General features: G+C 28.9%; 14 protein-coding genes and 1 pseudogene. 8 read left to right on the top strand and 7 right to left on the bottom strand.

Annotation, left to right across the window (positions count from 1 at the left end):
• The first annotated feature begins 54 nt into the window (after nucleotides 1–54).
• The 5 genes from MAGA_RS03485 (at nucleotide 55) to MAGA_RS03465 (ending at nucleotide 10,549) form a co-directional block, all read left to right on the top strand.
• On the top strand, nucleotides 55–495 hold the full coding sequence (locus MAGA_RS03485; protein WP_013021941.1) for a hypothetical protein: 441 nt from the start codon (nucleotides 55–57) through the stop codon (nucleotides 493–495).
• Nucleotides 482–3,268: an Mbov_0397 family ICE element conjugal transfer ATPase gene (locus tag MAGA_RS03480; protein ID WP_013021942.1), complete on the top strand. Its 2,787-nt coding sequence runs from the start codon at nucleotides 482–484 to the stop codon at nucleotides 3,266–3,268. The genes MAGA_RS03485 and MAGA_RS03480 overlap by 14 nt, the downstream gene beginning before the upstream one ends.
• Before the next feature lie 5 nt (nucleotides 3,269–3,273).
• A complete protein-coding gene (locus MAGA_RS03475; RefSeq protein WP_013021943.1) occupies nucleotides 3,274–7,827 on the top strand; it encodes an Mbov_0399 family ICE element protein in 4,554 nt (1,517 codons plus the stop codon).
• Nucleotides 7,828–8,201: 374 nt separating this feature from the next.
• Nucleotides 8,202–8,654: a Panacea domain-containing protein gene (locus tag MAGA_RS03470; protein ID WP_013021944.1), complete on the top strand. Its 453-nt coding sequence runs from the start codon at nucleotides 8,202–8,204 to the stop codon at nucleotides 8,652–8,654.
• Between the two features lie 317 nt (nucleotides 8,655–8,971).
• Nucleotides 8,972–10,549, top strand: a complete 1,578-nt coding sequence (locus MAGA_RS03465; protein WP_013022237.1) for a CDS14 family ICE transfer lipoprotein — start codon at nucleotides 8,972–8,974, stop codon at nucleotides 10,547–10,549.
• 125 nt (nucleotides 10,550–10,674) lie between these two features.
• Here the strand turns inward: MAGA_RS03465 and MAGA_RS03460 are convergent, their stop codons facing one another.
• From MAGA_RS03460 to MAGA_RS04785, 5 genes are all read right to left on the bottom strand, one after another.
• Nucleotides 10,675–11,937 (bottom strand): DUF2130 domain-containing protein, encoded by a 1,263-nt coding sequence (locus tag MAGA_RS03460; RefSeq protein WP_013021946.1) that lies wholly within the window; start codon nucleotides 11,935–11,937, stop codon nucleotides 10,675–10,677.
• Between the two features lie 170 nt (nucleotides 11,938–12,107).
• On the bottom strand, nucleotides 12,108–12,461 hold the full coding sequence (locus MAGA_RS03455) for a hypothetical protein (RefSeq protein WP_013021947.1): 354 nt from the start codon (nucleotides 12,459–12,461) through the stop codon (nucleotides 12,108–12,110).
• 90 nt (nucleotides 12,462–12,551) lie between these two features.
• Nucleotides 12,552–13,391 (bottom strand): ParA family protein, encoded by an 840-nt coding sequence (locus MAGA_RS03450; protein ID WP_013021948.1) that lies wholly within the window; start codon nucleotides 13,389–13,391, stop codon nucleotides 12,552–12,554.
• Between the two features lie 190 nt (nucleotides 13,392–13,581).
• On the bottom strand, nucleotides 13,582–14,253 hold the full coding sequence (locus MAGA_RS03445; RefSeq protein ID WP_013021949.1) for a DNA adenine methylase: 672 nt from the start codon (nucleotides 14,251–14,253) through the stop codon (nucleotides 13,582–13,584).
• Nucleotides 14,240–14,434 carry a ParA family protein gene (locus MAGA_RS04785; RefSeq protein ID WP_013021950.1) on the bottom strand — a complete coding sequence of 65 codons (195 nt, stop codon included), beginning with the start codon at nucleotides 14,432–14,434 and terminating at the stop codon, nucleotides 14,240–14,242. Before MAGA_RS04785 ends, MAGA_RS03445 begins: the two co-directional genes overlap by 14 nt.
• Before the next feature lie 603 nt (nucleotides 14,435–15,037).
• Between MAGA_RS04785 and MAGA_RS03435 the strand changes: the two genes are divergently transcribed.
• A complete protein-coding gene (locus tag MAGA_RS03435; protein ID WP_013022096.1) occupies nucleotides 15,038–16,174 on the top strand; it encodes an Mbov_0401 family ICE element transposase-like protein in 1,137 nt (378 codons plus the stop codon).
• Nucleotides 16,175–16,470: 296 nt separating this feature from the next.
• On the opposite strand, the gene MAGA_RS03430 is transcribed toward MAGA_RS03435, so the two are convergent.
• Together MAGA_RS03430 and MAGA_RS03425 are read right to left on the bottom strand one after the other, a co-directional pair.
• Nucleotides 16,471–16,977 carry a hypothetical protein gene (locus MAGA_RS03430; protein WP_013022236.1) on the bottom strand — a complete coding sequence of 169 codons (507 nt, stop codon included), beginning with the start codon at nucleotides 16,975–16,977 and terminating at the stop codon, nucleotides 16,471–16,473.
• A 665-nt stretch (nucleotides 16,978–17,642) separates the two neighbouring features.
• Nucleotides 17,643–18,218: a hypothetical protein gene (locus MAGA_RS03425; protein WP_013022235.1), complete on the bottom strand. Its 576-nt coding sequence runs from the start codon at nucleotides 18,216–18,218 to the stop codon at nucleotides 17,643–17,645.
• 475 nt (nucleotides 18,219–18,693) lie between these two features.
• On the opposite strand from MAGA_RS03425, the gene MAGA_RS03420 reads away from it, so the two are divergent.
• Nucleotides 18,694–22,329, top strand: coding sequence for a DNA-directed RNA polymerase subunit beta (locus tag MAGA_RS03420; RefSeq protein WP_013022234.1), 3,636 nt, complete (start codon nucleotides 18,694–18,696; stop codon nucleotides 22,327–22,329).
• A pseudogene (gene rpoC / locus MAGA_RS03415) lies at nucleotides 22,319–26,647 on the top strand (DNA-directed RNA polymerase subunit beta'); the annotation flags it as partial. The gene MAGA_RS03420 and the pseudogene rpoC, both read left to right, overlap by 11 nt.
• Nucleotides 26,648–26,709 lie beyond the last annotated feature (62 nt).

Here is a 26,709-nt window from a genome sequence, read left to right as displayed (position 1 = left end):
GCTGAACAGCAATTAAAAGCTATTAGTGATGGTAATCTAGCAGGTGCTATTAGCGTGTTTAAACCACAAAATTTATTAAGAACTACTATTACAGCTAACTTATTTAAAATAAAAACTGAAGAGTTTAACTTAAAAGGTATAGCTAAAGTAGTAGTTAGAGAAAAAGCTAAAACTGCAGTTTATAGTGCAGTAGAAAATACTGTTTCTCAAAAGAAAAATAAGCAAAAAGAAAAACAAGAGTTGCAAAAGCAACAAGAGCAAATTAAGCAACATAATGAAAGAGTTGCTAAGTTTGCAAAAGAAAACAACCTTACCCACTTATCACATGAAGAACAACTAAACATGTACTGAGAGAGCCTTGAAAAACAATCAAGAGTAAACTTTGCTGATATATTCAACAAAGAAAGCAAAAACACAAACTCAATGCTTTTAGCTACAGTGACTAAACAATCAAATCAACCTAATGTAGGAAAAGGAACAAATGCTACAACCTAATAGACTAAAATATAAGAAAATTAAAATAACAAGAGTTTTCTCTTGAAAAGATGTTATTGAATTCTTTATTGTTATATTAATCTCTTTTTTAGTATCCTTTTTAGCATTTAGGCCTTTTGCATTGCAATATAAGTGAATAGTATTTGCTATTATGTTTTTCACTTTATTAATACTTATATTGCCTTCAGGCCAGAATTGTAAGATATATGAGCTTTTGATTAGAATGTTTAAATTCAAGTCAATGCCCCATAAGTTTGCAAAGGAGCTATCTAACAATAAAGAAAGAGACAGTGCTGATTTAAACCCATATTCATCATTAGTTTCATCTGATGTTGTTAAAAACAAAATATTTACCAATAAATTATTTAGCAAAACTGAACACAATAATTACTTTATGGTTTTGCAAATAAATGGACAGGATATTTGAAAAGAAAATGCTGATACACAAATTAGATTAATTGATAACTTTGCAAGAATCTTAGACAGCTTTAAACATAAAATTTCCATTATTAAATTAGATGAAAAAATTAAGTATGACAAAAACAAAGAATTTATTAATAACTCATCTAAAAATAAGCAATTACTAAATAAAAACAATGAGTTTTGAAATAGATATTATCAAGCTAATATCAATGATTTTTCAAAATTAGAAACTGAAACTACAACAAGTGTTTTCTATTTAGTAATTAATGCCCCAACAATTGATTCACTTGAAGAAATGTTTATAACATTTGAGCAAAAAATTAATGACTTAGGGCTATTTACTTACAATAAATTACAAGACTTTGAACTGCTTAAGTTCTTAAATAAACTAAACCGCTTTGGTAAAAGTGATGAACAAATTCATAGCTATTTAAATTTAAGTGGTATTTATGGTCAAAAAGATAGCTTAGATCAGTTATTTGCCTATGAAGAAGTTATCTTTAATAGAGATATCATCTCTATAAATGGCGATCAATATAGTGTTAAATGTGTTGGAAAAACAGCCAACAGACTTAATGCTCAATGACTTAAGCAAATGTTTACAATTTCAGGCACTGTTGTATGAAATTTATTTCCTTACAATGATCAAAATGCTATTAATAAATTACTTGATAAGGCGGCCAAAAGAAATGAAGATTCAATGAGTGTGGATCACACAGTAGTTGGTAAGTTTTCATCAAGCATTGAAGAGCAAGCAATAATTGCTATGATTGAACAAGTTCAGCAAGAGAATTACAAGCTATTTGATGCAAACATTTTTGTCTTTGATGCTGTAAAAGACAGGCAAGAACAAAGAGCAAGAAATATTAAGTTAAAAAATACTTGAGCAAAAGAAAACTTTGGTATCAACTCTTTATTATTTAGACAATTTGAAGGATTTTTAGACGTTATAAACTTTCCTGTTACTAAATTAGATAGAGAATACTACCAAATAACATCATTAAACCAAGCTGTAGGCTATCCAATTCATAGAAAGCTACTTAATGATGGTAACAGTCTTTTAGTTGGTAAAGAATTAAGAGAAAGTAATGAAGCTTTAGTATGAAATATGTTCAAGCTTACTCAATATAGAACAAACCATAATGTAATGATATTAGGTACACCTGGTATGGGTAAGTCAACTTTTACTAAGAAAATTCTTACTAATGCTGTATCAGCAGGTAATATTGCAATTGTAATTGACCCACAAGCTGAATACTTAAAATGAGCTAATACTTTAGGCGGTCAAATTATTGACCTAGGAAGTGGCTCAGGAACAACAATTAACCCATTACAAGTAAGATCATTTATAGCAAGAAGTGAAGATGAAGTAGATAATGCTAATATTAAATCTATTGTCAATAACCATCTTAACTGACTAAATAAGTTTTTCTCAATTGTTTTTGATAATTTAGATAGCAAAAAATCAGCTATTTTAAGACAACAAATAATTCATTTGTATGAAAAATGGGGTATTTATAACTTAAATAAAGTGTCAGACTTTACATACAAAGAGTGACCTACAATGTCAGACTTAATTAAATCAATGAGAGAGTATGAAATACCTGATGATCATCATGACAGAGAGCAAAGACATAAAGAGATATTAGACTTTGCAGAGCTACTAAGCATTGAATTTGAAAATAATGGTAACTTAAGAGAGCTATATAATGGCCATACAACAGTAAGCATTAATAATGATGTAGTTGTGTTCAAAAATGACAACTTAACTGATACACAAGGCTCAATAACAGCTAGATTGGGTATTATGGTGCTTCTTAGCTTAATTAATGAATTTATCTTTAATAATGCTTTAAATAACAAAATTATTATTAAAGAATACAAGAAAAAGAATAATGTAAGAATCTTAAGTATGAAAGAAATGCAGAAACTTATTAAATATTCTGCATTATGTATTGATGAAGAGCACTTATACATTAATGAAAAGAATATTACAACACTAGAGTATATTGCTGATACTACTAAATTAGTGCGTAAGCTAGACTGTGGAACAATACATACTACTCAAAACCCTTCAGACTATAAGCAAACAGCTTCAGTAGCTGAAATGGCTTCAAGAATAATAAATAACTGTTCTTATTCATTCTTTTTTGGACTGTTAGACAATGATATTGAAACTGTTAAAGGCTTCTATAAAAACTCTAATCAATTATTAGATTCAGAAGTTAAATTCATTGCTTCAAGACAAAGGGGAAAGGTATTAGCAACTATTTCAAATAATGAACGTTATGCAATCAATTTACATTTTAATGATGTAGAGAAAGAACTATTTTTTGATAAAGGAGAGTAATAATAATGAAAGGTAGAAAATATAGATATATTTTAGTGCCAGCATTAGGGAGTTTACTCCCTTTTGCTTTTATTAGTGCTGGTTCTTTAAAAAGCACTAGTTCAGCATTTTTGATTACTAATAAATTATTATCAGGATCAGACAGTAATTTTAATAGATCATATATAGATAATAGGTTTAGTCAAATCGATGAGTTTAAGTCAGGAGTTTATAAAAAAAGAGAAAAGCAAACATTTACTTATAAGTGGAATTTTTTGTTACCAGATTCACCATATTTAGTCGGTGTTGATCAATTTGACTGACCCAGAGGCACAAACATAAAATACAATGTGTTTGGAAAGGAATTTCAATTTCCAGCAAGCGGAACTAAATATTTTCATAACCCACCAAGAATTATATTAAACCCATCTGTTCGTGGTGGTGGCAAGCAGCATGGTGCTATTGGGCTAGCTTACCCATATTCTAGATCTTTAACTTCTGAGGCAAAAAACTTTTTTTGATGAGACCAAGGTTACATAGAAGGTAATATTAAACCATATCCAGATTATTACTATGTGTATCCTACTATAGAAATTTCAGGCATTGAAGAAAAAATTAATAATTTGGTTAATCCAAAAATTAAAACAAACTGCGAAAGAGAAGGCTTTAGTAGCATAAGTTGCGATTATTCTCCTAATCCAAATGCTTTTCAAAATATAGAGATTGTAGGTTTTGATTTAACTGAAGAATCCAAAAATAAGCTTAAAAACTATGAAAGACCTTGAGAAAAAACAGATTTTTATAAATCACATAAAATATTAAATACTATCAGAAGTTATTGAGCTTACACAGCCAATCCAGAAGTTGAAGTCACTTTAGAATACGACTCAACTAAAAATGAATACTATGACCTATCCGATAGTATTAAATTTAAAGACTTAAACACTATTTTTAATGGCTTAAAGAAAGCTTATTCAGAAAGTGCATCAATTGTAAATAATGGCAAAATAACAATAGATTCTGATGTTATGGGAGACTTAGATGAATCATTACCTGTTGACATTGATAGTAAGAAGTTTCCATTAAAAACTAATGTACAAAAGTTAAAGGAAAAAACCAGCACTAAAGAATATAGTTTATCTGATGGTTGAAAAATAAAGCTTTCAGAAACTCCTGAAGTAGTAAGCTCAAAAGAAAAAACAGCAAAAATAGTTAAAAGACTAGTTAGTGTTTCCAAAAATGGAAGTGATAAAACAGCAGAATTAATAAAAACTCTTGAAAATGCTTCAAACCCAGCTACTAAAGCTCAAAGCTACAATATTAATAAGTTTGCTAATATGCTTAAAGAACTGGGAAGTGGTATTAATACTTATGATGAACTAGAAGTTAATCTCACTGAATCAAATTTATATAAAGAGTACAAGAACGCCAAAGATAAAACTGATAGAAAAGAACAAGGCTTAAATTTAAGAGATAACTTAACCATAAAGTATGGATATTCACAAGCAATAAAAACTCTTAAGGAATGAGCAAACTATTACAACAAGGAAAGAAAATTAGATTTTTGACAACAAACTGAAGCTAAGCAAATAAAAAAACCAGATAAGAAAAATAAATATGATCATGGAACTCTTTTAGTTGGCTCACCAATAGATATCAAATTTATTTCTGACAATGCTGAAACAGATATTATGCTAATTAACAAGCAAAAAGTTGATGTCTTAAATAAAGAATTTAAGAAAAAGTTAATAGACTTTAGAGTTGTTGCTAATACTAAAGAAATTAAAGATAAAGAAAAAGAAAAGCAACCAACTAATGAATATGAAATTCACTTAAAGCGCTTTAAAACAGGTTCAAACAACTCAGGAGATATTGATGAGCAATATATTGTTAAATATCAAATAATTCAAAAGTTCTTTACACAAATTATTAAATGATATGCTTGGGATCCTGATAAAAACCCTGACCAAAAACAATTAATATCAAAAATTTTGCTTGATAAAAAAGGTCAGCCACTTTTAGATGATAAAAAGAAAGAAATTCCTAACCCTAATTATGATCCTTTCATTGATCCAGCTACAGGAACTAAGAAAGAAATTTTATGAATAAGTAATGATAATTTAAAAAATCATGGCTTAGATGATAAACTTCACTTTACATATCCTTCATTGCTTTATGATATTAAACAAAAGGTAGATTTTGGTATATATGTTGATTCTCACGTATTAGGTAAAGGCGCTCTTAGAAATTTAGAATATGATAAGGCATTAACAAATGTTAAATACTATAAAAAGAAGCTTTTTAATAAAAAAACTGAACATAAAAATGGTGAAAAAGTTGTTACATATGTTAAAAGTGATACTCTTCCTGAGCCATTGCCATTAAAAAATAATAATAGTGAGTTTTCATACTTTTCTGATGAAGGAATTTGACTAGTTTATGCAACTAATAATAGTCAAGATATACCAACATTTTCTAATGCTTCATTAGTTTTAATTGATGAAGATAACAACCCTAAGTCTTATTTCTATGAAACAGTTAAAGACAGACTATATGATGAAAGGGGAGCTAAATTAGAAAATTACTTCCAACCATTTTTACATTCAAATAACTGAATTTCTGAGCCTTTAGCTAAGTATTTAACAGCTACAACGGGATTAACATTTGCTGAGCTAGCTAAAATGCCATACAATGACTTTATATACAAATACTTAGACTTTATTAATTTAAAATATGATTTAAAAAAATACTTTCCAGATATCGATTCTAAAGATACTACATATGAAAACATATTTGAAACAGCTGTTCACTGAAATGAATTGCCAAATTTAAATGGTTTAACATATGCTACTGAACAAGATGAAACAGTTAAAGAGAAATATAGAAAAGAAGTTGAAAATATAGTTACAAACTATATTAAAAGCCATATTAGGGGAAATACTCGTTTAAAAGAACATAACATATATGAAAACTCAGGATGAGAAATTAAAGAATGAAGTAGTCATGATAAAAAATATTGACTAGATAGTGCACTAAAAGTTGAAAAAAATGATGCTTCTAAATCACAAGGAGTTGAATTTACACTTGTTCCTACCAATCCAAAGTACAAAAAATTTAGTTTCAAGAAGTTTTATCTTAAAAACAATGCCCATCATATTTACTACCCACCAATTGATTTAAGCAAGTTACCAATTGAAACAAGGCATACAATTAACATTGACTATTCAAAAGGCACACATAAACAAAATGCTGAGAAAATTAGTAGATTCATAAAATCTAAAATATATGATGAATTTCAAAAATATAATCAAAGTAAAACCACACCTATTGAAATAGGTAAAGATGTTAAAATATCTAATTTATATGAATTAAATATTAAAACTAGTCAATATGATAAGTTCAACACTTTTACTGTTATCATAACCCCACTAAATGCCAACTTGCACAATCAAATAGTGTTTGAATTTCAAAATATATCTGATCCTAAAAAGAAGCCTAAAAAATCTGATCCAGATAAGAAACCAGACGGGGATAATAACCCTGGCAATTCTTCATCAGGTTTTGATGAAAATAATCCTAATGGTGGCAGGTCAAACTTTGACCCTAACAATCCAGGAACATGACCATCAGGTTTTGATGCAAATGATCCAAAGACTTGGCCATCAGGATATAATCCAAATGACCCTTCAACTTGACCTTCAAGCTTTGATGAAAATAATCCTAATGGTGGCAGGTCAAACTTTGATCCTAACAATCCAGGAACTTGACCTTCAGGATATAATCCTGATTCAAGTAAATATGTAGATTTAAGCCTGCTTAATGAGATATTCTTGAATAATCCTGTTGTTATCAGTGAAACTAAATTAAGTAAGATAAAAGATAAAATAGTAAGTGAAGTATCAAAGATAACTGAGCCATTAAACTATAGATTTAATAAAGAATATTTAATTGCTTGACTAAGCACAGCATTTTATAATTTAGACTTGGTAATGGATATAGAAGACTTAAATAAGCCTGAGAATAAAGAGTTTAAGGAAAAATATGATCGTGCTGTAAATAGTGTTCTTAAAGAGAAAAATAAAGTAACTATTCTGGGCAAAGAAGTATTAATCCCAACAAGTATTAGTGATGAGAAACTACGCTTAAGATATGAAGAAGCTATAGCTAATAAAATTAAAGAGATAGAGAACAGAAACTTTAATAAAGGGCTTGATAATAAAGTTAGAAGCAAAATATACATACTAATTCCTAAAGAAAATGCTATAGGCTTTGCATTCTTACCAGTTATTAATAACATTAGCAGTTCATTTGACCCAACTAAAGATCCTGAATGAATTTCTGAGTTGGAAAAAGATCCACATAGAAAAGATATAAATGGTGAAGATATAAGAAGTACTCTTAGCAAAGTTGCAAGCTATGCAGGTTGAACTGTTGGAGCTATTGCAACACTAGGACTAATATCAGGAACTGTTTTTGGTATTAGAAACTATCTAAACAAAAAAGGCTTTAAGGCTGGAAAGAGTGTTACTAAGAAACAAAAGAAAAAGCAAAAACCTATTAGAATTTACAAAGATAATTAAATTAAAAAAGCCAAGTTATAACAACCTGGCTTTTTCTTTGCTCTAATTAGTAGCTAATTACATAGTAATTACAATCTAATTAGAGTGTAATTAGTCGCTAATTATTTTCTAATTATAAGTTAATTATATGTTTGCTAATTGGATGTAAACTAATAAGATATATACTAAGCCATATAACAGTTTATATTAACACAATAAAGATATAGCTATTTAAAGTAATTTATACCTATAAAGTTATTATATTTGCTTAAAACACAGCCAAATCTAATTAGAAACTAATTAGTTTATAATTAAATAGTAATTATATTCTAATTACTTTTTGTATACTTATCCTAATTTTTTAGGTTAATAAATATGTTCAAGGAGATATAATAATGGCTAAAAAATATAGTTATAAAGATATATCAAATTGGTTCTTATCTAAAGAAAGTATGACTCCTAAAAAGCTTCAAAAACTAACATATTATGCTGAAGCTTGAGCTTATGCTTTGCTTGATGATGGTATATTAAATGACACAGCCTTTCAGGCTTGAATACATAGTCCAGTTTCTCCTGAATTATGAAATGATTATAAAGAATATGGCTGAAATGAGATTAAGCAAAAAGTTTTTGATGAAAGCAAATTAGATAAAAATGTTTTAGAACTGCTTGATGCAGTTTGAACTACATATGGTGATAAATCAGGATATGAACTAGAAGCTATTACACATTTAGAAGAGCCTTGGAAAAAGGCAAGAAAGGGCTTAGGAGAGTTTGAGCCATCAACTAAATTAATTGATACTGAAGATATGAAAACCTACTATAGAAGCATTTATTCAGGAGATTAATTTTGGTATTAAATACAATAATTTATAAAGCAAATTCTATGGAATTCCGTAGTTTTTTTGTTTAGTTTTAAGTACTAATAATTGCCATATGAAAAAAATTCATAATGTTAAAAATTTGTTTACTTTGCTATTAAATTTGACTTTGGCAACTTCTAATTATATTCTAATTAGTATATAATTACTTTATAATTAGATAGTAATTAGTTTCTAATTATAAAATTACCTTGTGAAGGAAACTAAGTAAATGCTACAAAACAATATGAAATTGTTTTCAAAATAGCTATTATTTGCCTAATATTTGTATTAGAATTAATATTATGAGAATAAAAAAAGGAATAAAAAATATAGCCCTGCTACTGGGCACAACAGTAGCACCAGCATTAGCAAGTGTTTCTTGTTTTAATGTGTTTAAAATTCTAGAACCAACAGCCACAATTATTAAAACAGATGATGCTAAGCCACCAGCAGGATTTAATCATAATGATAGCAGAAAACAAGTGGAAGACTTATTTAATAAATATAAAGGCCACTTATTAGTAGATACTTCAAAAGAATCACAGCCATTTTTAAAAGAGAATAATAAATACTATTTTGCTAAAGTTACACATGAAGACAAAGCAATTAGTTCAGATGTATACAAAAATGATAACTGAAAAACTGATGAGTATTTGCCAATGATTTTTATACCACCAGAACAAAAAGAAGATTTATTTAAAAAACCTGGATCAGAAAAATTTAGATCGAAATTAAGTGATACATATATTCCACCTGTTGAGTTTAATAACTTGCTTAGAAATTATTTAAAAGGTAGTGTACAGTTAACACCAAGTGAGCATAAAGACTTTTTAGAAAAAATGACAAAATTTTTAGAGCATGACAACATGATAAGACGTGACTTCACAATAAATTCAGATACATATGGAACTTTTATAGATAAATTTAATGACCGTTATGATGAATCTCCTTATGACTATAATAAAAAAATAATAAAAAGAGAAGATCAATTTATAAAATTCAACACAGCTCATGGAGATTATATGGATATGCTTGAAGACGTCCAAACAAAAGATAAAAAAAATATTTGATTTTTGCCTTTTTCACTCTCTAAAGCTAGAGCATTTGAAGACATCTCAGACATATATAGTAAGTTAGATGAAAATAAATTATGAATAAAAAGGGGAGATCAAAGTTATTATGATGTATTAGGCACTCCTAATCTATTAGATCAGTTCTCAGACCCGGCAAAAGCATATCTTGATACCCAAACAAACATTGAGACTTATAAAGACTATTTATTATTTTTATTAAAGTTCATGGAATTTAAGCATACATTTAAAACACAAGAAGAAATAAAAAATCTAGAAGAAGATGAAAAGAAAAAAACACAAGAAGAAGATTATAAAAAAGAGTTAGAACAATTTCAAACACAGTTAAATGACTTAGTCTCTACACTGACAATAGCAACCACAAAAACTGTCTTAGGTAAAGAAGTTGAAAAGCCAGACAATCAAAATGAAACAAGAGTGTCAATGTTTCCAGTGGCTAATGATGAGCTTAGTGCTTTAATAACTAAAGCCGACTATGAACACTCATTTGTTTGAGCACATAGAGCACTATATGAAGAAGTTATCCCTATTTATGTAGCTCTATTTGGAAAATTACCTTCAAAGCTTGTCCTTAATAATAATAATAATCAGATAAATATTAAAAAGTATATTACCTACTATGTAAACAAAGTAATGAAAGACAAGTTCTCAGATTTTAAAGAAATAGAAGATAACACTGATTTACAAGAGAAACATAAAACAGAAGAGTACAAGAAAAAAGCTAATGAAATTTATAAAGAATGATTAAATAAATGAAAGGGACTTAAAGAAACAACAACAAGCAACTAAAAAAGTTGCTTGTTTTTACTTCTAATTAGAAACTAATTATTAGCTAATTACTTTCTAATTACTTTATAATTACATTGTAATTAGAAAAACAAAAAGCCAGGTTTCTACAACTTGGCTTTCTTTATTTACTTACTAGCTAGCTTCTCAATTGGTTTAATTACTCTTGAACCAATACTAAAGCTGTTAATTTTGTTTTTAATTGCATTTAGATGTCTGTCAATTATTACTTCTGTTCCTTCTAAAATCTTATGAGCTTCTTTTTTAATGTTCTCAGCTGATTTATTAATTTCACTAACTTTAGTTTCAATATATTTTAATGTAGTATCAAGAATGCTATCTTTAAAGTCTTTAAAGTCATCTAATATTTTTTGTTTTTCAGAAAAACTAATTTCTTTAAATTGCTTATCTAATGTAATTTCTTTATACTTAAGTGCTATTGTTTCTAATATACCAAGCATAGTAATAAAGTACATTGGCCTTACTACGAACATATTTTTATACTCAGGCACTCTATAAACTAATCAATCACTATTTTGATACTCTAGTTCACTAACAAGCAAGGCATAATCAAGTTGCTTCTTTTCTCTATCACTATCAAGCTTTTTGTAATGATCTTGGTTCTTTTGTTTATACACTGATGATTCTAACTCTGTTTTCATCTCACACATTACACCAAGTAGTGGAGTTTTTCTTTCTTCTTCAGCATAAACTTTAAAGATAAAGTCTCCCTTAGAACCTTTAAATTCTCCTTCTGCTTTAATAGCAGTGTTATCCTTTTCAAATACTGATGTTCTAAAAGCATAAGAAGATACATTATTAAATTCATTTATGCAGTAGTTCTCTAACTCTTCTCCAAGAACCTTAACATTTTTAGTTAGCTTTTCTCTGTTTAACTTTTTAATTTGTTCATTTAATTTATTAGCTTCAATAACTTTATTGCTTATTTCATTTTTGTGTTCTACTTCTAATAGATTAATTTTGTGTGCTAAGTCCTTAACTTTATCATTAAGCCTATTAATTTCATTATTTTTGCCTTCAATTGCTTCAGCAACTTTAACTATAGTATCTAGCTTATGGTTTTCTTCAAAATTACTAATTTGTGTCTCTAATTTTGTTATTTTATCTTTTTGAGCATTTATTGTTTCAAACAGCCTGTCTTTGATTGCACTTATTTCTTCTGTTAGCTTTCTTTTATATTCAGTAAATAATAATTTTTTTAAGGTTGCTATTTTCTCATTATAAAGATTGTCTTTAGCTTCATCAATTGCTTTATTGATAATACTTAAGTCAACTGTTTCAGCACTAGATAAATCAATAAGATCTCCCTTTTTAGCATCTTCTAATAGTTCAATTGTTTTTTTGTCTTTTACTATGAATTTGATTGTCATTAATTAATCCTTTGCATTTGTCTTATGAGTTGTATTTCTAATTAGAAAGTAATTACAATATAATTACAAACTAATTACTTTATAATTAGCTAGTAATTAGAAAAAGGAAAAAATAGGGCTACTTATTAAATTAGTCCTATTTGATTTTTTGTACTAATCTTTGAAATTATTTACTTATCATCTTTAGGCAACTCAACTAAATTCATTAATATGAATCTTTTAAAGTAAACTATGCCATATTTAATTAAGTCAGGAATGCTTACTTTTCCAAAGCCTAAATTAATAGCTTGCTCTTGTACTTTGGTTATATCATCAACTAAAGATTGTGTTAAATACAATCCTGTTGCTTTACCTTCTCTTTTAGCTTTAACTTGTTTAGTTGGTTTATTTAAAAGCTTATCTGCTTGGTTTAATAAATTATCTACTGCTTGGTCATTATCTAGTTTTTTAGATTTATCAAAGTTTTCTTGTTGCAATTTCTGAGTCTGTGATGCTACTTGTTTAAATATATTTTTGTTTTCCATTATCACTTCCAGTGTACTTTATAATTACAAACTAATTATATAGTAATTAGAAAATAATTAGAAAGTAATTAGTAGCTAATTAGAAACTAATTATAGGATCTTTCTTTCTTGTAATTCAATAATTAAATTTTCTATTGGATTGCCATCCTTGATATAGTCCTTATAGTCACTCTCTAAAACTCATTTAGGTCTTTTTCATTTATTAAGTGTTGCTATATCACTTGAAAAAGATAAACTAATTGTACTTGTAGCCATACCTATATTATCAGGTATAAATGTTTTTAATGTTCTGTCCCCATATTCTTCATGCAAGAAAAAGAAGAAGTCTTTTGATAACTTATTAGATTTAATTCTATTTAGGATAATGCCCTGGATATTGTCATTAAGACCAAGTTCTCTTGTATTATTCTTTCATTCTGAAAGCATAACATTAAGTCCTTGCAAGCTAAAAATATGTGGTTCTACAACTTGGATGATACCTGTCTTTGAAGCAATATAAACATTTTTTGCTATATCATCAAAGATTGGGTTTAGATCAAAGAATACATAATCAATTCCTAATTTAACTAAGTAATTATTCATTAGCTTTAAGTTTGAACTTAAAACTAGTTCTCTTAATGTTGTATTAAGCAATGAATTTCTTACATTATTTAATAAAGAATTGGTGTGTACATAATATATATTCTTAATTCTAGAATGCTGAATAGTATTAGCTAATTCTTGCTCTGTTGATGTTCTTTTTAATCATTTACCTGAATCATCTTCATTGTAGTTTATATTACTTTTAAGAACATTTGATAATGAACCTTGACTATCAAAGTCAAAGATTAAAACTTTCTTATTTTGCTTTGCTAAAGCATCTGCAATGTTAAGTGTAATCGTTGTCTTTCCAACTCCCCCCTTATTGGAATGGAAAGTAAAAAAAGTCATTAATCTCCTTTATTGCTATATGTTAATTTGTAATTAGAAAGTAATTACAATATAATTATAAACTAATTAGAAACTAATTATAAAGTAATTAGAATGTAATTAGAATAAAGAAAAAGCCAGGATACTATAACTTGGCTTTTATAATGCTTATTTTGACATTAATTCTTTATTTAATCAATAGCTAATTTATTTAAATAGTATTTGTAATTAATAGTTCTTTAACTTTTGATGAAGTCTTGCTAATTCCACAAACATTAGTCTTATCAATTTCATTAATAGTTCAGTCTCTATAAAGCTCTTTTATAAAAGGTTCATTGTTATAACTGATAACTATTTTGGTATGTCCTTTTAACTTAGATAACATATTAAACAAGTCAATATGATCTTGCTTTGTAAAACTAGTTTTATACATTTGAGTTTTATTAAAATAAGGTGGATCAACATATAACTTTGTGATCTTGTCTTGACTATCTATAATATCTTGTAATAAGACTTTGTAATCACAATGAGTTATTTTAATATTTTGCAATATCTGGTTGTAAATGTTTAGTTTATCCAATCAGCCATTATCTAATCTTTTAATAAAGTAATCTAACCTTGCTTTAGTGTAGCTCTTTAAATTGCCTTCAAAGCTTAAGATGTTTTTTAGAGCATAAGATAAATCCAAGGGCAAAACATTATCATAATCATTAATAATAGTTTGGCAGTTATATAAATGCTTAGCATTAACTCCAACTATTCCTGAACCGCCAAATAAATCTAAAAATATATCTGATGAGTTTAACTCTAAGACATTAAATATATTTTTTAATAATCTATATTTAGACCCATAATAACTAATAACAGGCTTAATATTTTTCATTATTATAAACCCTATAATTGCTTTTAAAACATAATTCAAATATTTGTTTATTGTCTAAGTTATAGATATTAAATTTCTTAGAAACTTTCTTATTTTGCTTTGCTAAAGCATATGCAATGTTAAGTGTAATTGTTGTCTTTCCAACTCCCCCCTTATTGGAATGGAAAGTAAAAAAAGTCATTAATCTCCTTGTTTCTGTATGTGTAATTATAATTACAATCTATTATAAAATAATTAGAAAGTAATTAGCTACTAATTAGAATGTAATTAGTTTGTAATTATATTTTGTTTTGCATATGTATAAAAAAGCACAACAATACACATATAAAAAACAGGGTAAAACTACCTTTTTACTTTAGGTAACATAAGAAATATATGCACTTTTTAAATCGAATTGACTTATATATTTCATTAATATAAACAACAACTTAATTAACAAGCAATCATAAATTAATTACTGTCTATAGTTGTTGCAAATATACTTATTTAATAACCAATTTTAAGCACATAAAGAACAATTATTAGTGTTTTGCAATTATATTAGTTAGCTAGGAATGCAAAAGTTTTCATAATTTGGTAAAAAATTTATTGATAATTTAGCTAATTAAAGCCCTTTAAAAGTAATTACAGTGTAACTAGTAACTAATTACTAAGTACTTAGACTGTAAGTATAAAGTAATTACTTTGACATATATTTTTTAGTGAAAAGATATCTAAATAAGTTAAAAAACTAATTTGGATAATTTTCCTTTTTTATCTATAATAAAGGCATAAAGGGGAAATTATGCAAGAACTTTTTATGCTTTGAGACCAGCAAGCTGAAGAATACAAAAACAGTGCCGAACGTAAAAAAGAATATCATGTTGAACGTAAGATAACAAGAGTAATCATAGTAAAAGGCGAAGCATATTACTATACTCTATATATGTATAGACACAAAGTGACTAGAAAATGCTTTGTTTACTATCATAATGAGATATTAAAACATAATAAGAGACTTAAATATTACATTGATGATATAGAAAGATGCTTAAATGATAGGCTCTATGAACGTAATTACAAAAAATTAGGCAAAGTCAAAAGCAATAAAATACCTTATTATATTTATGCATATCATAGAAACAAAACCCCTATAAAACAGGCAAATATGGATGAATTAAAATGTCACAAAGATAAAGAATATGATGCAATTCAGATTGATACAGATGATTCATATTTTTATGCTAGAGTTAATGGATATAAAGCTAAATTTAGATGTAGAATGGCTACAATTCATACACTAGAACATAATAGAGATAACAAAATAAAAAATAAAACTACAATAATGCAAATTAGTAACTTAGGAATTAAGCAAGATATTAAGAAAAATGAAGCAGGATTTCATAATGCAATCCAAAATGCTTTATCTAAACTATATGCAAATAAGCAAATAATTGTTTCAGGAGATGGAGCTAAAGTTATTACTACATTAGCAACAGCACTACAAAGCACTAGAGTATTTGATAAATATCACTTTATTAGAGAACTATTTAAAATATATGGCTTTAATGAAACATTAAACAAGGCAAATAAGAGAATATTTGATGGCATAGACCATTTTAAAGAGCTTAATTATTTGTATAATAAAGGTAAATTTGATGAGTTTACTAACTATTTAAAGCATACAATTAATTTACTCTCACCCAAGCCTAAAACAGTGCAAAAAATCAATGATATAAAGAAATTCATAAGGTTTTATACAACTAATAATAAGTTCATAAATGAGACAATAACAAACAAATATTACACAAGTGGTAATGCTGAAACATTTGTTTCTCACGACTTAAAAAGATATATAGGAAAGAATTTTGGGCTTAAATCAATCAATACAATTATTAGAACAATAATTTCTGAAACAAACCACAATTTAATAATCATTTAATTTGACTAAAAGTACTACAAAACAGGGATAAAAAACACAATAATAAAATATTGTGAATTTTTCTTATGCCCAGAAATAAAATAGAGTAGAATAAATATTGAAGTAAGAATTGAATTACCATCTTACCCACTTAATACTTTCATTCCCGTAATTTTAGTAATTTATTGTTTAACTTTTTAAGTTCCATTTTTCTAACACAACTGTTTTATAGCGCTTTTAGTAATTGAAATAAGTGATTAAAACAATCATTTTATATGAAAAAGCCCCCTGTTGAGGGCTTAAATTACTAATAGCAATTACATTGCTTGTTGCATTGAATTGTTCATAGCAGGTTGAGCGCTAGTTAAAAGCTTAATTCTTTCTGCATATGCTTTTCTAAGATTTTTTGTGTGTGCAATAGAAACACTGTAAAAAGCAACAATTAAAGTTCAAAATGCAAGACTAACTAATAGATTTATAATGAATGGCTTTACATTTCCACTAAAAGTCGAAATTAAAAGCGTTGGTATAATAGCTAGTTGAAATATATATTGTAAAAATGCTAAAATTGGTATTAAAATAACTGACACTAAAAGCAATTTTCTAGATTTAGCAAACTCTTTTTCAATTGGTGTTTGATGAACAATCATCGATAGAAAGACAATAACTATTACAAAAATTGGAAATGAGAAAATACTAAACAGTTTTGTAAATGAAAATCCTGCACCAATGAATGCTAAGTCAAGTATTGCTCCAGCAAGTGATAATGAAATGAAAACAATTAGCACAGTTCCATAGGTTCTTAACTTAGAAAACTTTTCCATTTTTTATTTATGAATTATTAACTCCATGAATATGATTTGTACGTACATAAATATTTATAAATAAAAAAAAAAAAAAAATAAACATGTGGTAATTTTTCCGAAGCTGTTTCATATCCCTTATTTATAGGGTTATTGGCAATTGGAACTTTTCCAGTGCTTATTTTTGAATTTCAATTTATAAAAACATGTAAAAGTATTAATTTAACTAAGATTATTTAAGTCTTGATTTATTTATTTTTGAAATACTGTACACAATTTATAAGCAAAATAATAATTAATATAAGTAGCTATGCCTACGTTTTAATTAATGGCTTTACTATAATTGCGATTGCATCAATAAAAAGTAAACTTTTAATTATTTTAATATAAATAAGTATAGATATAGAGCCAAAATAGTAGCACTGTTGATATATATCAGTTTACTTATCAATTATCTATTATTATTTATATAAAAAGCAGGCAGCTTTTTAGTTTGTTTTAGACAGCAACCATAAATTAATAATATATTCTTAAGACATAATTCTTTAATTGACTGTTTTATAGTATTTTTGGTAAAAATGGCAACTAGAGCATCCTATAAAAAAACAAAAACTATGCATATGCATAGTTAATAATTTATAAATTAATAGATTTATGTTGAAATAATTTGCTAAAATTTACAAAAGTTATTGTGCTTTTAATTCATTCTCAAGTTTTTCAATAGCTTGCTCAGTTTGTTCTATTATTTTACTCTTTGTAAGAATTTCTAATTCATTTTTTGCAATAGTTAATTTATCATAAACTGTTAGCCATTTTTCATAAGCATCTTTTAGTTTGTTTTCATCATACTCGCTTGGTGATGTGTTCGCTTTATTTTCTATATCTTGTCAAGCTTTTTTAAGTTGCTCTTCTGTTGGTTTAGATTCTTCAATAGTTTTCTCTAGTTCAACCTTCTTTTCTTTTAGTTTTGTTAGTTCCACTTTTAACTTTTTAAGCATTTCTTCTTTTTGCTTATTGACATTTAATGCGCTATAGGTTTCAGCTTGGTCTTTTGAAGGTTGTTCAGTTTTGCTCTTACCGTCATTTTTATTTTCATTGCTGTTTGCATTATCTGTTGTTGCATTATCTACTTTATTTTTTTCGTTTGAATCAGACTTATTGTTTTCTGCTGTTGAATTATTTTGATTAATGTCAGTGCATGAAGCTGATACTATTGGGAAAGTCAAAAGCACTGGTAGTGTCATTAAAAATTTAGATTTCATTTTTTCTCCTAGAATTAAACATTTTTTAGTGATGATTAAAATTGCCAAAAATATAAACGATTGCAAAATTTAAAATAGTAAAAGTGCAAAATAAATTCTTTGCATATATGAAAAATTACCACATTGGTATGAGACAAAATGTATTAATGCACTTTATGAAAGAAATGTGTGATTATGCATATTTATTTTTGTGCAAGCATACTAAAAAAATTTTTATTTTTGAAAAATTAGCAAAAAAATAATTTAATTTTAAACCTAAAACATAATGATTATTAGTCAAAAATACCTATAAAACAGTCATATTAGTATTTATAAGCCATAAATTTATCTTGCTCACAAAATTATGATATTTTTATATGGATAAAACTTAATATTATGTTAAAATTTAACTATTAAATTTAATACTTTATTCAAAAGTATTGATTTTTTACTACTTTATCTGCATTTGAAAAAGATTAGAGGGAGTATTGTCAATATGCCAACATCAACACAAGATAAATACCAAAATAAATACCCATACAAAGTTAGAAAATTCGGCCCAATGACAGAGCGTCGTGATTATTCAGCTACAAAAGTTACTTGAGAAGTTCCTGACTTTTTAAACATGTCAAAGGAATCTTTTGAGTGATTCAAGAAAAGCGGAATTGAAGAAATTTTAAGAGAGCACTATCCAATTGTTTCTAGCAACAAAAAGGTGTCTTTAGAATACATTCACAATTCAGCGAGACTAGAAGTACCACCTAAAGAATATGATGCAATCATCGAAGCAAAAGCTAAAGGTATCAACTATGCTGCCAAGCTTTTTGCTAAATTTAAGGTAACATCTGACAAAGGTGTTGTTAAAGATGATGAAGTTTTACTTGGTGAAGTTCCACTTATGAACTCAGGTGGAAGTTTTATTATCAATGGTAGTGAAAAAGTTATAGTTAGTCAGTTAATTTGTTCACCTAGCGCATACTTTGGTTGTGGTGTTCGTAACAAGCAATCTGATGACTTATTTAACAAGTTAGAAATTTTGCCTAGATTAGGTTCATGAGTCGAAATTTCACACAAAGTTACTACTAAAAACCCTGATTCAGTAAAAATCAAAATTGACAAAAACAAAAACATTAACCTTGCTGTGTTTTTAGGTGCCCTTGGTCTTAATGAAGAAAATATTCACAGTCTTTTTGGTAACTCTCCAGAATTAGAAGAGACCTTACTTAGGGATAAGAGTCTTAAATCAAGCGAAGATCCTATGACAGTTATTCAAAACTGTAGAGAAATTTTATTTAGAACAATTCGTAGAGGGGATTTGATGACTGAAACATCAGCAGCAAATCTTTTGCCATCGCTTTTATTTAACAAAAAACGTTACAGTTTAGGTGCAACTGGTAGATACAAACTTAACAAAAAATTAAGTCTTATTGACCGTATTACCGAAACATATTTAGGCCAGGATTTAGAAATTAAAGATGAAAACGGTGAAGTAATGTTCTTAGAAAAAGGAACTTTCATTGAACATAAGCTTGCTTTATTAATTCAAGAGAATTTCAATAATGGCGCATTAAAAACAACTGAAATTGAAGGAATTAATCCTGAAATTTTATATGCTAAACTTTATAGCGATCCGGCTTATCCATACTTAAAGAAGTCAAATAGAGTTGCTAAACTTTTAGTTTTTGCTAACAGAAAGAAAATGGATAAAGGTCTTGCTACATTAGTTATTGGTAATGATCCAAAATGTGATGCGCAACACTTAATTGCTTCGGATATTATTGCTGCAATTAACTACTACTTCAATTTATTAGAAGGCATTGGTCAAGATGATGATGCCGATTCTATGATTAACAAAAGAATTGTTTCAGTTGGCGAATTGATGCAAAATCAATTAAATGTTGGTCTTTCAAAACTAGAAAAAACAACTAGAGAAAGAATGTCAGCTAAAGAGCCTGAAAAAATTACTCCTAAAAACATCACCAACAACAAATTGGTGTCAAACCAAATGAAAACATTCTTTAATAGCTCAAAACTTTCTCAATTTATGGATCAAATTAATGCACTTGCTGAAATTTCAAATGAAAGACGTATTACTTCTTTAGGACCTGGTGGTCTTAACCGTGATACAGCGCAATTTGAAGTTCGTGACGTTCACGCAACTCACTATGGAAGAATTTGTCCTATTGAAACTCCTGAAGGACCAAACATTGGTCTTATCTTGAACCTTGCAACTTATGCAAGTGTTAATGAATATGGTTTTTTACAAACTCCATATTTCAAAGTTAATAATTCAGTAGTTGATTATGATGATGTTGTTTATTTAACTGCTGCTGATGAATTTGGTTACAACATTGCTCAATCAACAGCAACAGTTGATGATGAGAATAGATTAGTTGATGAAACATTAACAATAAGAAAAAATTACACCTACATTTTAGGTAAGCCTAGTGATGTTGATTTAATTGAAGTTTCATCTAGACAAATGGTGTCAGTAGCTGCTGGATGTATTCCATTTTTAGAAAATGACGATGCTAACCGTGCGCTTATGGGTTCTAACATGCAACGTCAAGCAGTTCCTTTACTAGAAACCGAAGCTGCTTTTGTCGCAACAGGTAATGAAGCTGATATTGCTAAGTTTTCAGCTGCTAACTTTAGAGCAAGAAACGAAGGAAAAGTTGAATATGTTGATGGTGCAAAAATTAAAATCAGAAACAACAAAGGCACTTTAGATACATATAGTCTTAAAAACTTCCAACGTTCAAACCAAGATACTGTTATTCACCAAAAACCTATTATTAAGGTAGGTCAAGATGTTGCTAAAGGTGATTTATTAGTTGATGGTTCTAGCTTTAAAGATGGTGAGTTAGCTTTAGGTAAAAACCTTTTAGTTGCTTTCTCAACTTATAAAGGTTACAACTATGAAGATGCTATTGTTTTAAACGAAAGACTTGCTAAAAAAGATGTGCTTACTTCAATTCATATCGAAGAGCAAACTATTCAGTTTAGAACTAGCAAAGCTGGTGCTGATGAATTAACTAGAGACATTCCAAACGTTTCTAAATATGCAATTAGACACTTAGATGAACATGGTATTGTTTTAGTTGGTTCAGAAGTTATTCCAGGCGATGTTTTAGTTGGCCGTGTTTCTCCAAAAGGTGATGATAACCCATCTAGAGAAGAGAAATTGCTTGCTGCAATTTTAGGTCAAAGACAACTTAATGTTAAAGACACATCACTTAAAGTTAAAAATGGTCATAATGGTACTGTTATTGGTGTTGAAATTCTAAGTAGAGAAAACAAAGACTTGCTTGAAGATGGCATTGATATGATTGTTAAAGTATCTATTGCTGTAAAACGTAAAATTCGTGTTGGTGACAAGATGTCTGGTCGTCACGGTAACAAAGGCGTTGTTTCAGTTATTCTTCCTGAAGAAGATATGCCTCACTTAGAAGATGGAACACCTATTGACGTAATGCTTAATCCTCAAGGTGTACCTTCACGTATGAACATTGGTCAAGTATTAGAAGTGCACTTAGGTATGGCTGCTAGAAGTTTAGGTTGCAAATTTGTTACACCTGTATTTGATGGTGTTAAAAAAGAAGCTATTCAAGATGTTATTTCTGAAGCTGGATTACCATTATCAGGTAAACAAACTTTAATTGACCCTATTACAGGTGAAAAATTTGATAATCCTGTGTCAGTTGGTGTTATGTATATGTTCAAGCTTAACCACATGGTTGATGACAAGATGCATGCACGTAGTGTTGGTCCATATTCACTTATTACTCAACAACCACTTGGTGGTAAGAGTCAAAATGGTGGTCAAAGATTTGGTGAAATGGAAACATGAGCGATTGAATCTTATGGTGCTTCAAACGTATTACAAGAAATTCTTACATACAAATCAGATGACATTGTAGGACGTAATCAATTATATACATCACTAGTTACTGGCAAAGACTTACCAACTCCAGGTATTCCTGAATCATTTAACGTGTTGAACTATGAATTAAATGGACTAGGAATGAAATTAGATATTACAACTGCAAATAATGAAGAAGAAGATGAAGAAGCCCAACAATACTTTGACATAAGCAATTCAGTTGGTAATGAGGGAGACTATAATGAGTAGTTTTAATAAAAAAATAGCTAAAGACATTAAGAAAATTAAAATATCATTAGCAGCTCAAGACGATGTTAAAAATTGATCATGTGGTGAAGTAACTAAGCCTGAGACAATTAACTATAAGAGCTATAAACCAGAACGTGATGGTTTATTTGATGAGCTTATTTTTGGCCCTACAACTGACTTTAAATGTCCAATTTGTGGTACTAAATATAAGAAAAGTGACGAAAACACTATTTGTGAAAAGACACCTATGTGTCAAAAATATCAACCTGTTATTTTGCCAAAAATGGTAAGAAGAAGCAGAATGGGTCACATACATTTAGAGAATCCAGTTGTGCACTTTTGATTTTTCAAAATTGACCACTCAATTATTTCTAAGTTATTAGGACTAAGAATTGCTAATTCCAATAAGACTGTTTCAAAGGGAGATCTGGAAAAATTAATCTACTACAAGAGTCATATTGTTTTAGAAGATGGTGGTCTTAAAAAGCTACAAAAGAATGCAATTATTGACATTTCAGATGCTGCTATTATTTATGCAGATGCACTTGAAGAGTTAAAAGAAAGATTTGAAAAAGACACTGAAGAGTATGAAATAATTAGTGAAGCATTAGCTGAATTAGAATCATATGCTGTTTCACAAACTGGTCAAGACTATGGTATTGACTTTTATGAATACAATGAAATTATTCATGAATTTTCTAAGGCTAAAATTTCAACTGGTTCTAAGGCTATTGAATACCTTTTAGAAAATATTGACCTTAAAGCTGAAGCTGAATTTATTGAAAGTGAAATTGAAAAAATCAATCAACACTTTGATAATAATCCAACTGCGTCAATTAAAGCACAAGAGAGATCAAAGCTATACAAACGTTTAGCAGTTGTCAATGCCTTTATTCACTCAGGACAAGATCCTAAGTCAATGCTTATTTATGATCTTCCTGTTATTCCAGCAGATTTACGTCCATTAGTGCAATTAGATGGTGGTCGTCACTCAACTAGTGATGTTAATGAACTTTACCGTCGTATCATTATCAGAAACAATCGTTTGAAAAAATGAGAAGAAACTGACGCTCCTATGCTGATTAAGCAAAATGAATTTAGAATGATTCAAGAAGCAGTTGATGCTTTAATTGATAATTCTAGAAAAAAACCAGCACCGGTTACTTCAAAAGATAACCGTCCACTTAAGTCAATCAGTGACACATTAACTGGTAAAAAAGGTAGATTTAGACAAAACCTTTTAGGTAAGCGTGTTGACTACTCAGGTCGTTCAGTTATTGTTGTTGGCCCTGAATTAAAAATGCACCAAGTAGGTGTGCCTCGTGAAATGGCAGCGAAATTGTTTGAACCTTGAATTATAAAAGAATTAATTAATGGCGATAGCCACATTAATTCAATTAAAGCAGGTAAAAAAGCAATTGAAAACTTAGATCCAATTATTTGACCTTATGTAGAAAAAGCTATAGAAGGCAAAGTCGTGCTTTTAAACCGTGCACCAACATTGCACCGTTTATCAATTCAAGCTTATGAACCTGTGCTTATTCGTGGTAAAGCAATTAAACTTCACCCTCTTTCATGTACTCCATTTAACGCCGACTTTGACGGTGACCAAATGGCAATCCACGTACCTATTAGCGAAGAAGCAGTGCGTGAAGCTAGAGAATTAATGTTAGCTTCTAAAAACATTTTAGGTCCTAAAGATGGTGAACCTATTATTAACCCTGCACAAGATATTATTCTTGGTCTTTACTACCTAACAATGGAAAAAGCAGCTGCTATTGATGGTGATAAAGTTGTTGGTGAAGGTAAGTTCTTCGCAACTTATGATGAGATGCTATTAGCTTATGAAAATAAGTTAGTTTCACTTCATGCACGTATAGCACTTCCTATTAGTGAAATTAACAAAAAGAGACTAAATTACTCACCTGAAAATAAATACATTATTTCAACTGTTGGTAAATTTATTTTCAACAGAGCATTCCCTGAAAGTTTTGAATTTATTTTTGGTAAACATGTCGAATATGTCAATAAAACAGACGTAAACGGCGAAGTTAAGCTAAGTGAAAAAGAAGTTGTTTACACTTCAAATAATAAGAATCAATTAGAACAATTCTTACTTCCTTATGGTCAAAATTTTGCTGAAGTAATTGCAAAAATGCCACTTAACTTACCACTAAGCAAAAAAGACGTTGCTAAAATTGTACGTAGAGTTTATGACAAATATGTTGCTATTGTAACTAAGAGTGATGTAGCTAGTGTTATAAACCAAATTAACGCCAACGAAATAAATCAAATTTTTGACTTATGCGCTGAATTAAAAGACTTTAACGGCAAACCTATTGATGTTAATCATGTTGAAATTCTTGAAAAAATTATTGTTGAAGAATACAAGGCTATTTCACAAGAAATAATTGTTAGAGAAAGAACTGAAGAGCCTATTTGAACAGTTAATGACTATACTAAATTATTAGAAATCGTTTGATTTAAATACACAAACATTGTTGCTAATGTTTTAGATAACATTAAAGAATTAGGCTACAAATTCTCAACAATTTCAGGTACAACAATTTCAATTAGTGACGTTATTACTCACCAAGATACTAAGAGCAGAATTGCTGAAGGCGATAAATACATTGAGCTATTAAAAGACTACTTTGATCAAGGTTTAATGACTGATGATGAAAGATATAATGCTACTATCGCTAAGTGAGCTGCTATTAAGGACGATATTGAAAAAGACCTTAAGAAATTAACTAAGCTTTATCCAGATAACTCATTATTTATGATGTTTAATTCTGGTGCCCGTGGTAACTCAAGTAACTTCGTGCAATTAGCTGGTATGCGTGGACTTATGAACAACAACACTAAGGTGCTTAAGGCCGATGCTGAAAACGAACGTGTGGTTCGTTCAACCGTTGAAATTCCAGTTAAGTCATCATTCTTAAATGGTCTTACAGCCTATGAGTTCTACTCATCAACCCACGGTGCTCGTAAGGGACTTACCGATACAGCGCTTAACACAGCTAAATCAGGTTACTTAACCAGAAGATTAGTTGACGTTGCGCAAGGAATTACAGTAAGAGAAGAAGACTGTGGTACTGACTATGGCTTCCAGGTTAAAGACATTTTAGACACAAAAACCAATACTGTCATTGAAGCTTTATATGACAGAATTGAAGGAAGATTCACCAACAAAGCTATTTATGATAAAAATGGCAAATTAATCGTTGATGCTGATGAATTAATTACACCTGAAATAGCTACTGAAATTGTCGAAAATGGCATTAAAAAAGTAGAAATTCGTTCAGTGCTTTCATGTTACACACCTAATGGTGTATGTAAAAAATGTTATGGTAAAGACCTTGCTCTTAACCGTGTAGTTAACATTGGTGAAGCAGTTGGTGTTATTGCTGCTCAATCAATTGGTGAACCTGGTACTCAGCTTACCATGCGTACATTCCATACTGGTGGTGTTGCTGGTGTTGAAGATATTACTGGTGGTTTTGGTAGATTAATTGAGTTAATTGACGCCTATGATTCGCCTTGAGGTCGTCCAGCTGTTATAGCTAATTACTATGGACGTATTATTGATATTAAACGTGTTAAAGAAGGCTCTGAATCAGTTGAATATGATGTTATTACACAAGAGTACAAAACTCGTGATGGCAAAGTTAATACAGTTGAGTATAAAACTAGAGCTGGCAGAAAAATTAGAGTTAAAATCAACGACAAAGTTACTCCTGGTCAAAAGATTGTGGAAGGCCCAATTGTCCTTAACAACCTTTTAAGAGTCGGTGACACACGTTTAGTGCAAAATTACATTCTTAAAGAAGTACAAAAGCTATACCGTTTACAAGGTATTACAATTAGTGACAAATATATTGAAATAATTATTCGTCAAATGCTTTCTAAGATTTTAATTACCGACTCAGGTGATTCAGATTTCTTTAATGGATCATTAGTTGACATTCATGTGTATCAAAAAGAAAGCGCTCGTTTAATTTCAGAAGGTAAAAAACCTCCTTTTGGCGAAGTAAAAATTAAAGGTGCAAAACAAATTCCATTACTTTCAGATTCATTCCTAGCTGCTGCTTCATATCAAGAAACTCCAAAGATTTTAGTTAACGCTTCTATTAAGGCACAAGTTGACAGACTTAAAGGACTAAAAGAAAACATTATTTTAGGCCACAAAATACCTGCCGGAACTAACTCAAACTTTGAAGAAAACGGAAAATATGACTTGCGTAATCCTAAATCATATTTTGCTGATAAATATGATCCAGATATTAAAACAGTCAAGTTTGTAGCTGATGAAAACGAAATTTTAAACATGGAACACAGAGTTGAAATTCAACACATTTTCGATGAATTCCAATCAGA

It is taken from the genome of Mycoplasmopsis agalactiae (assembly GCF_000089865.1).
Classification (GTDB): Bacteria; Bacillota_I; Bacilli_A; order Mycoplasmatales; family Metamycoplasmataceae; genus Mycoplasmopsis; species Mycoplasmopsis agalactiae_B.
This window is presented reverse-complemented; position numbering and strand designations above follow the sequence as displayed.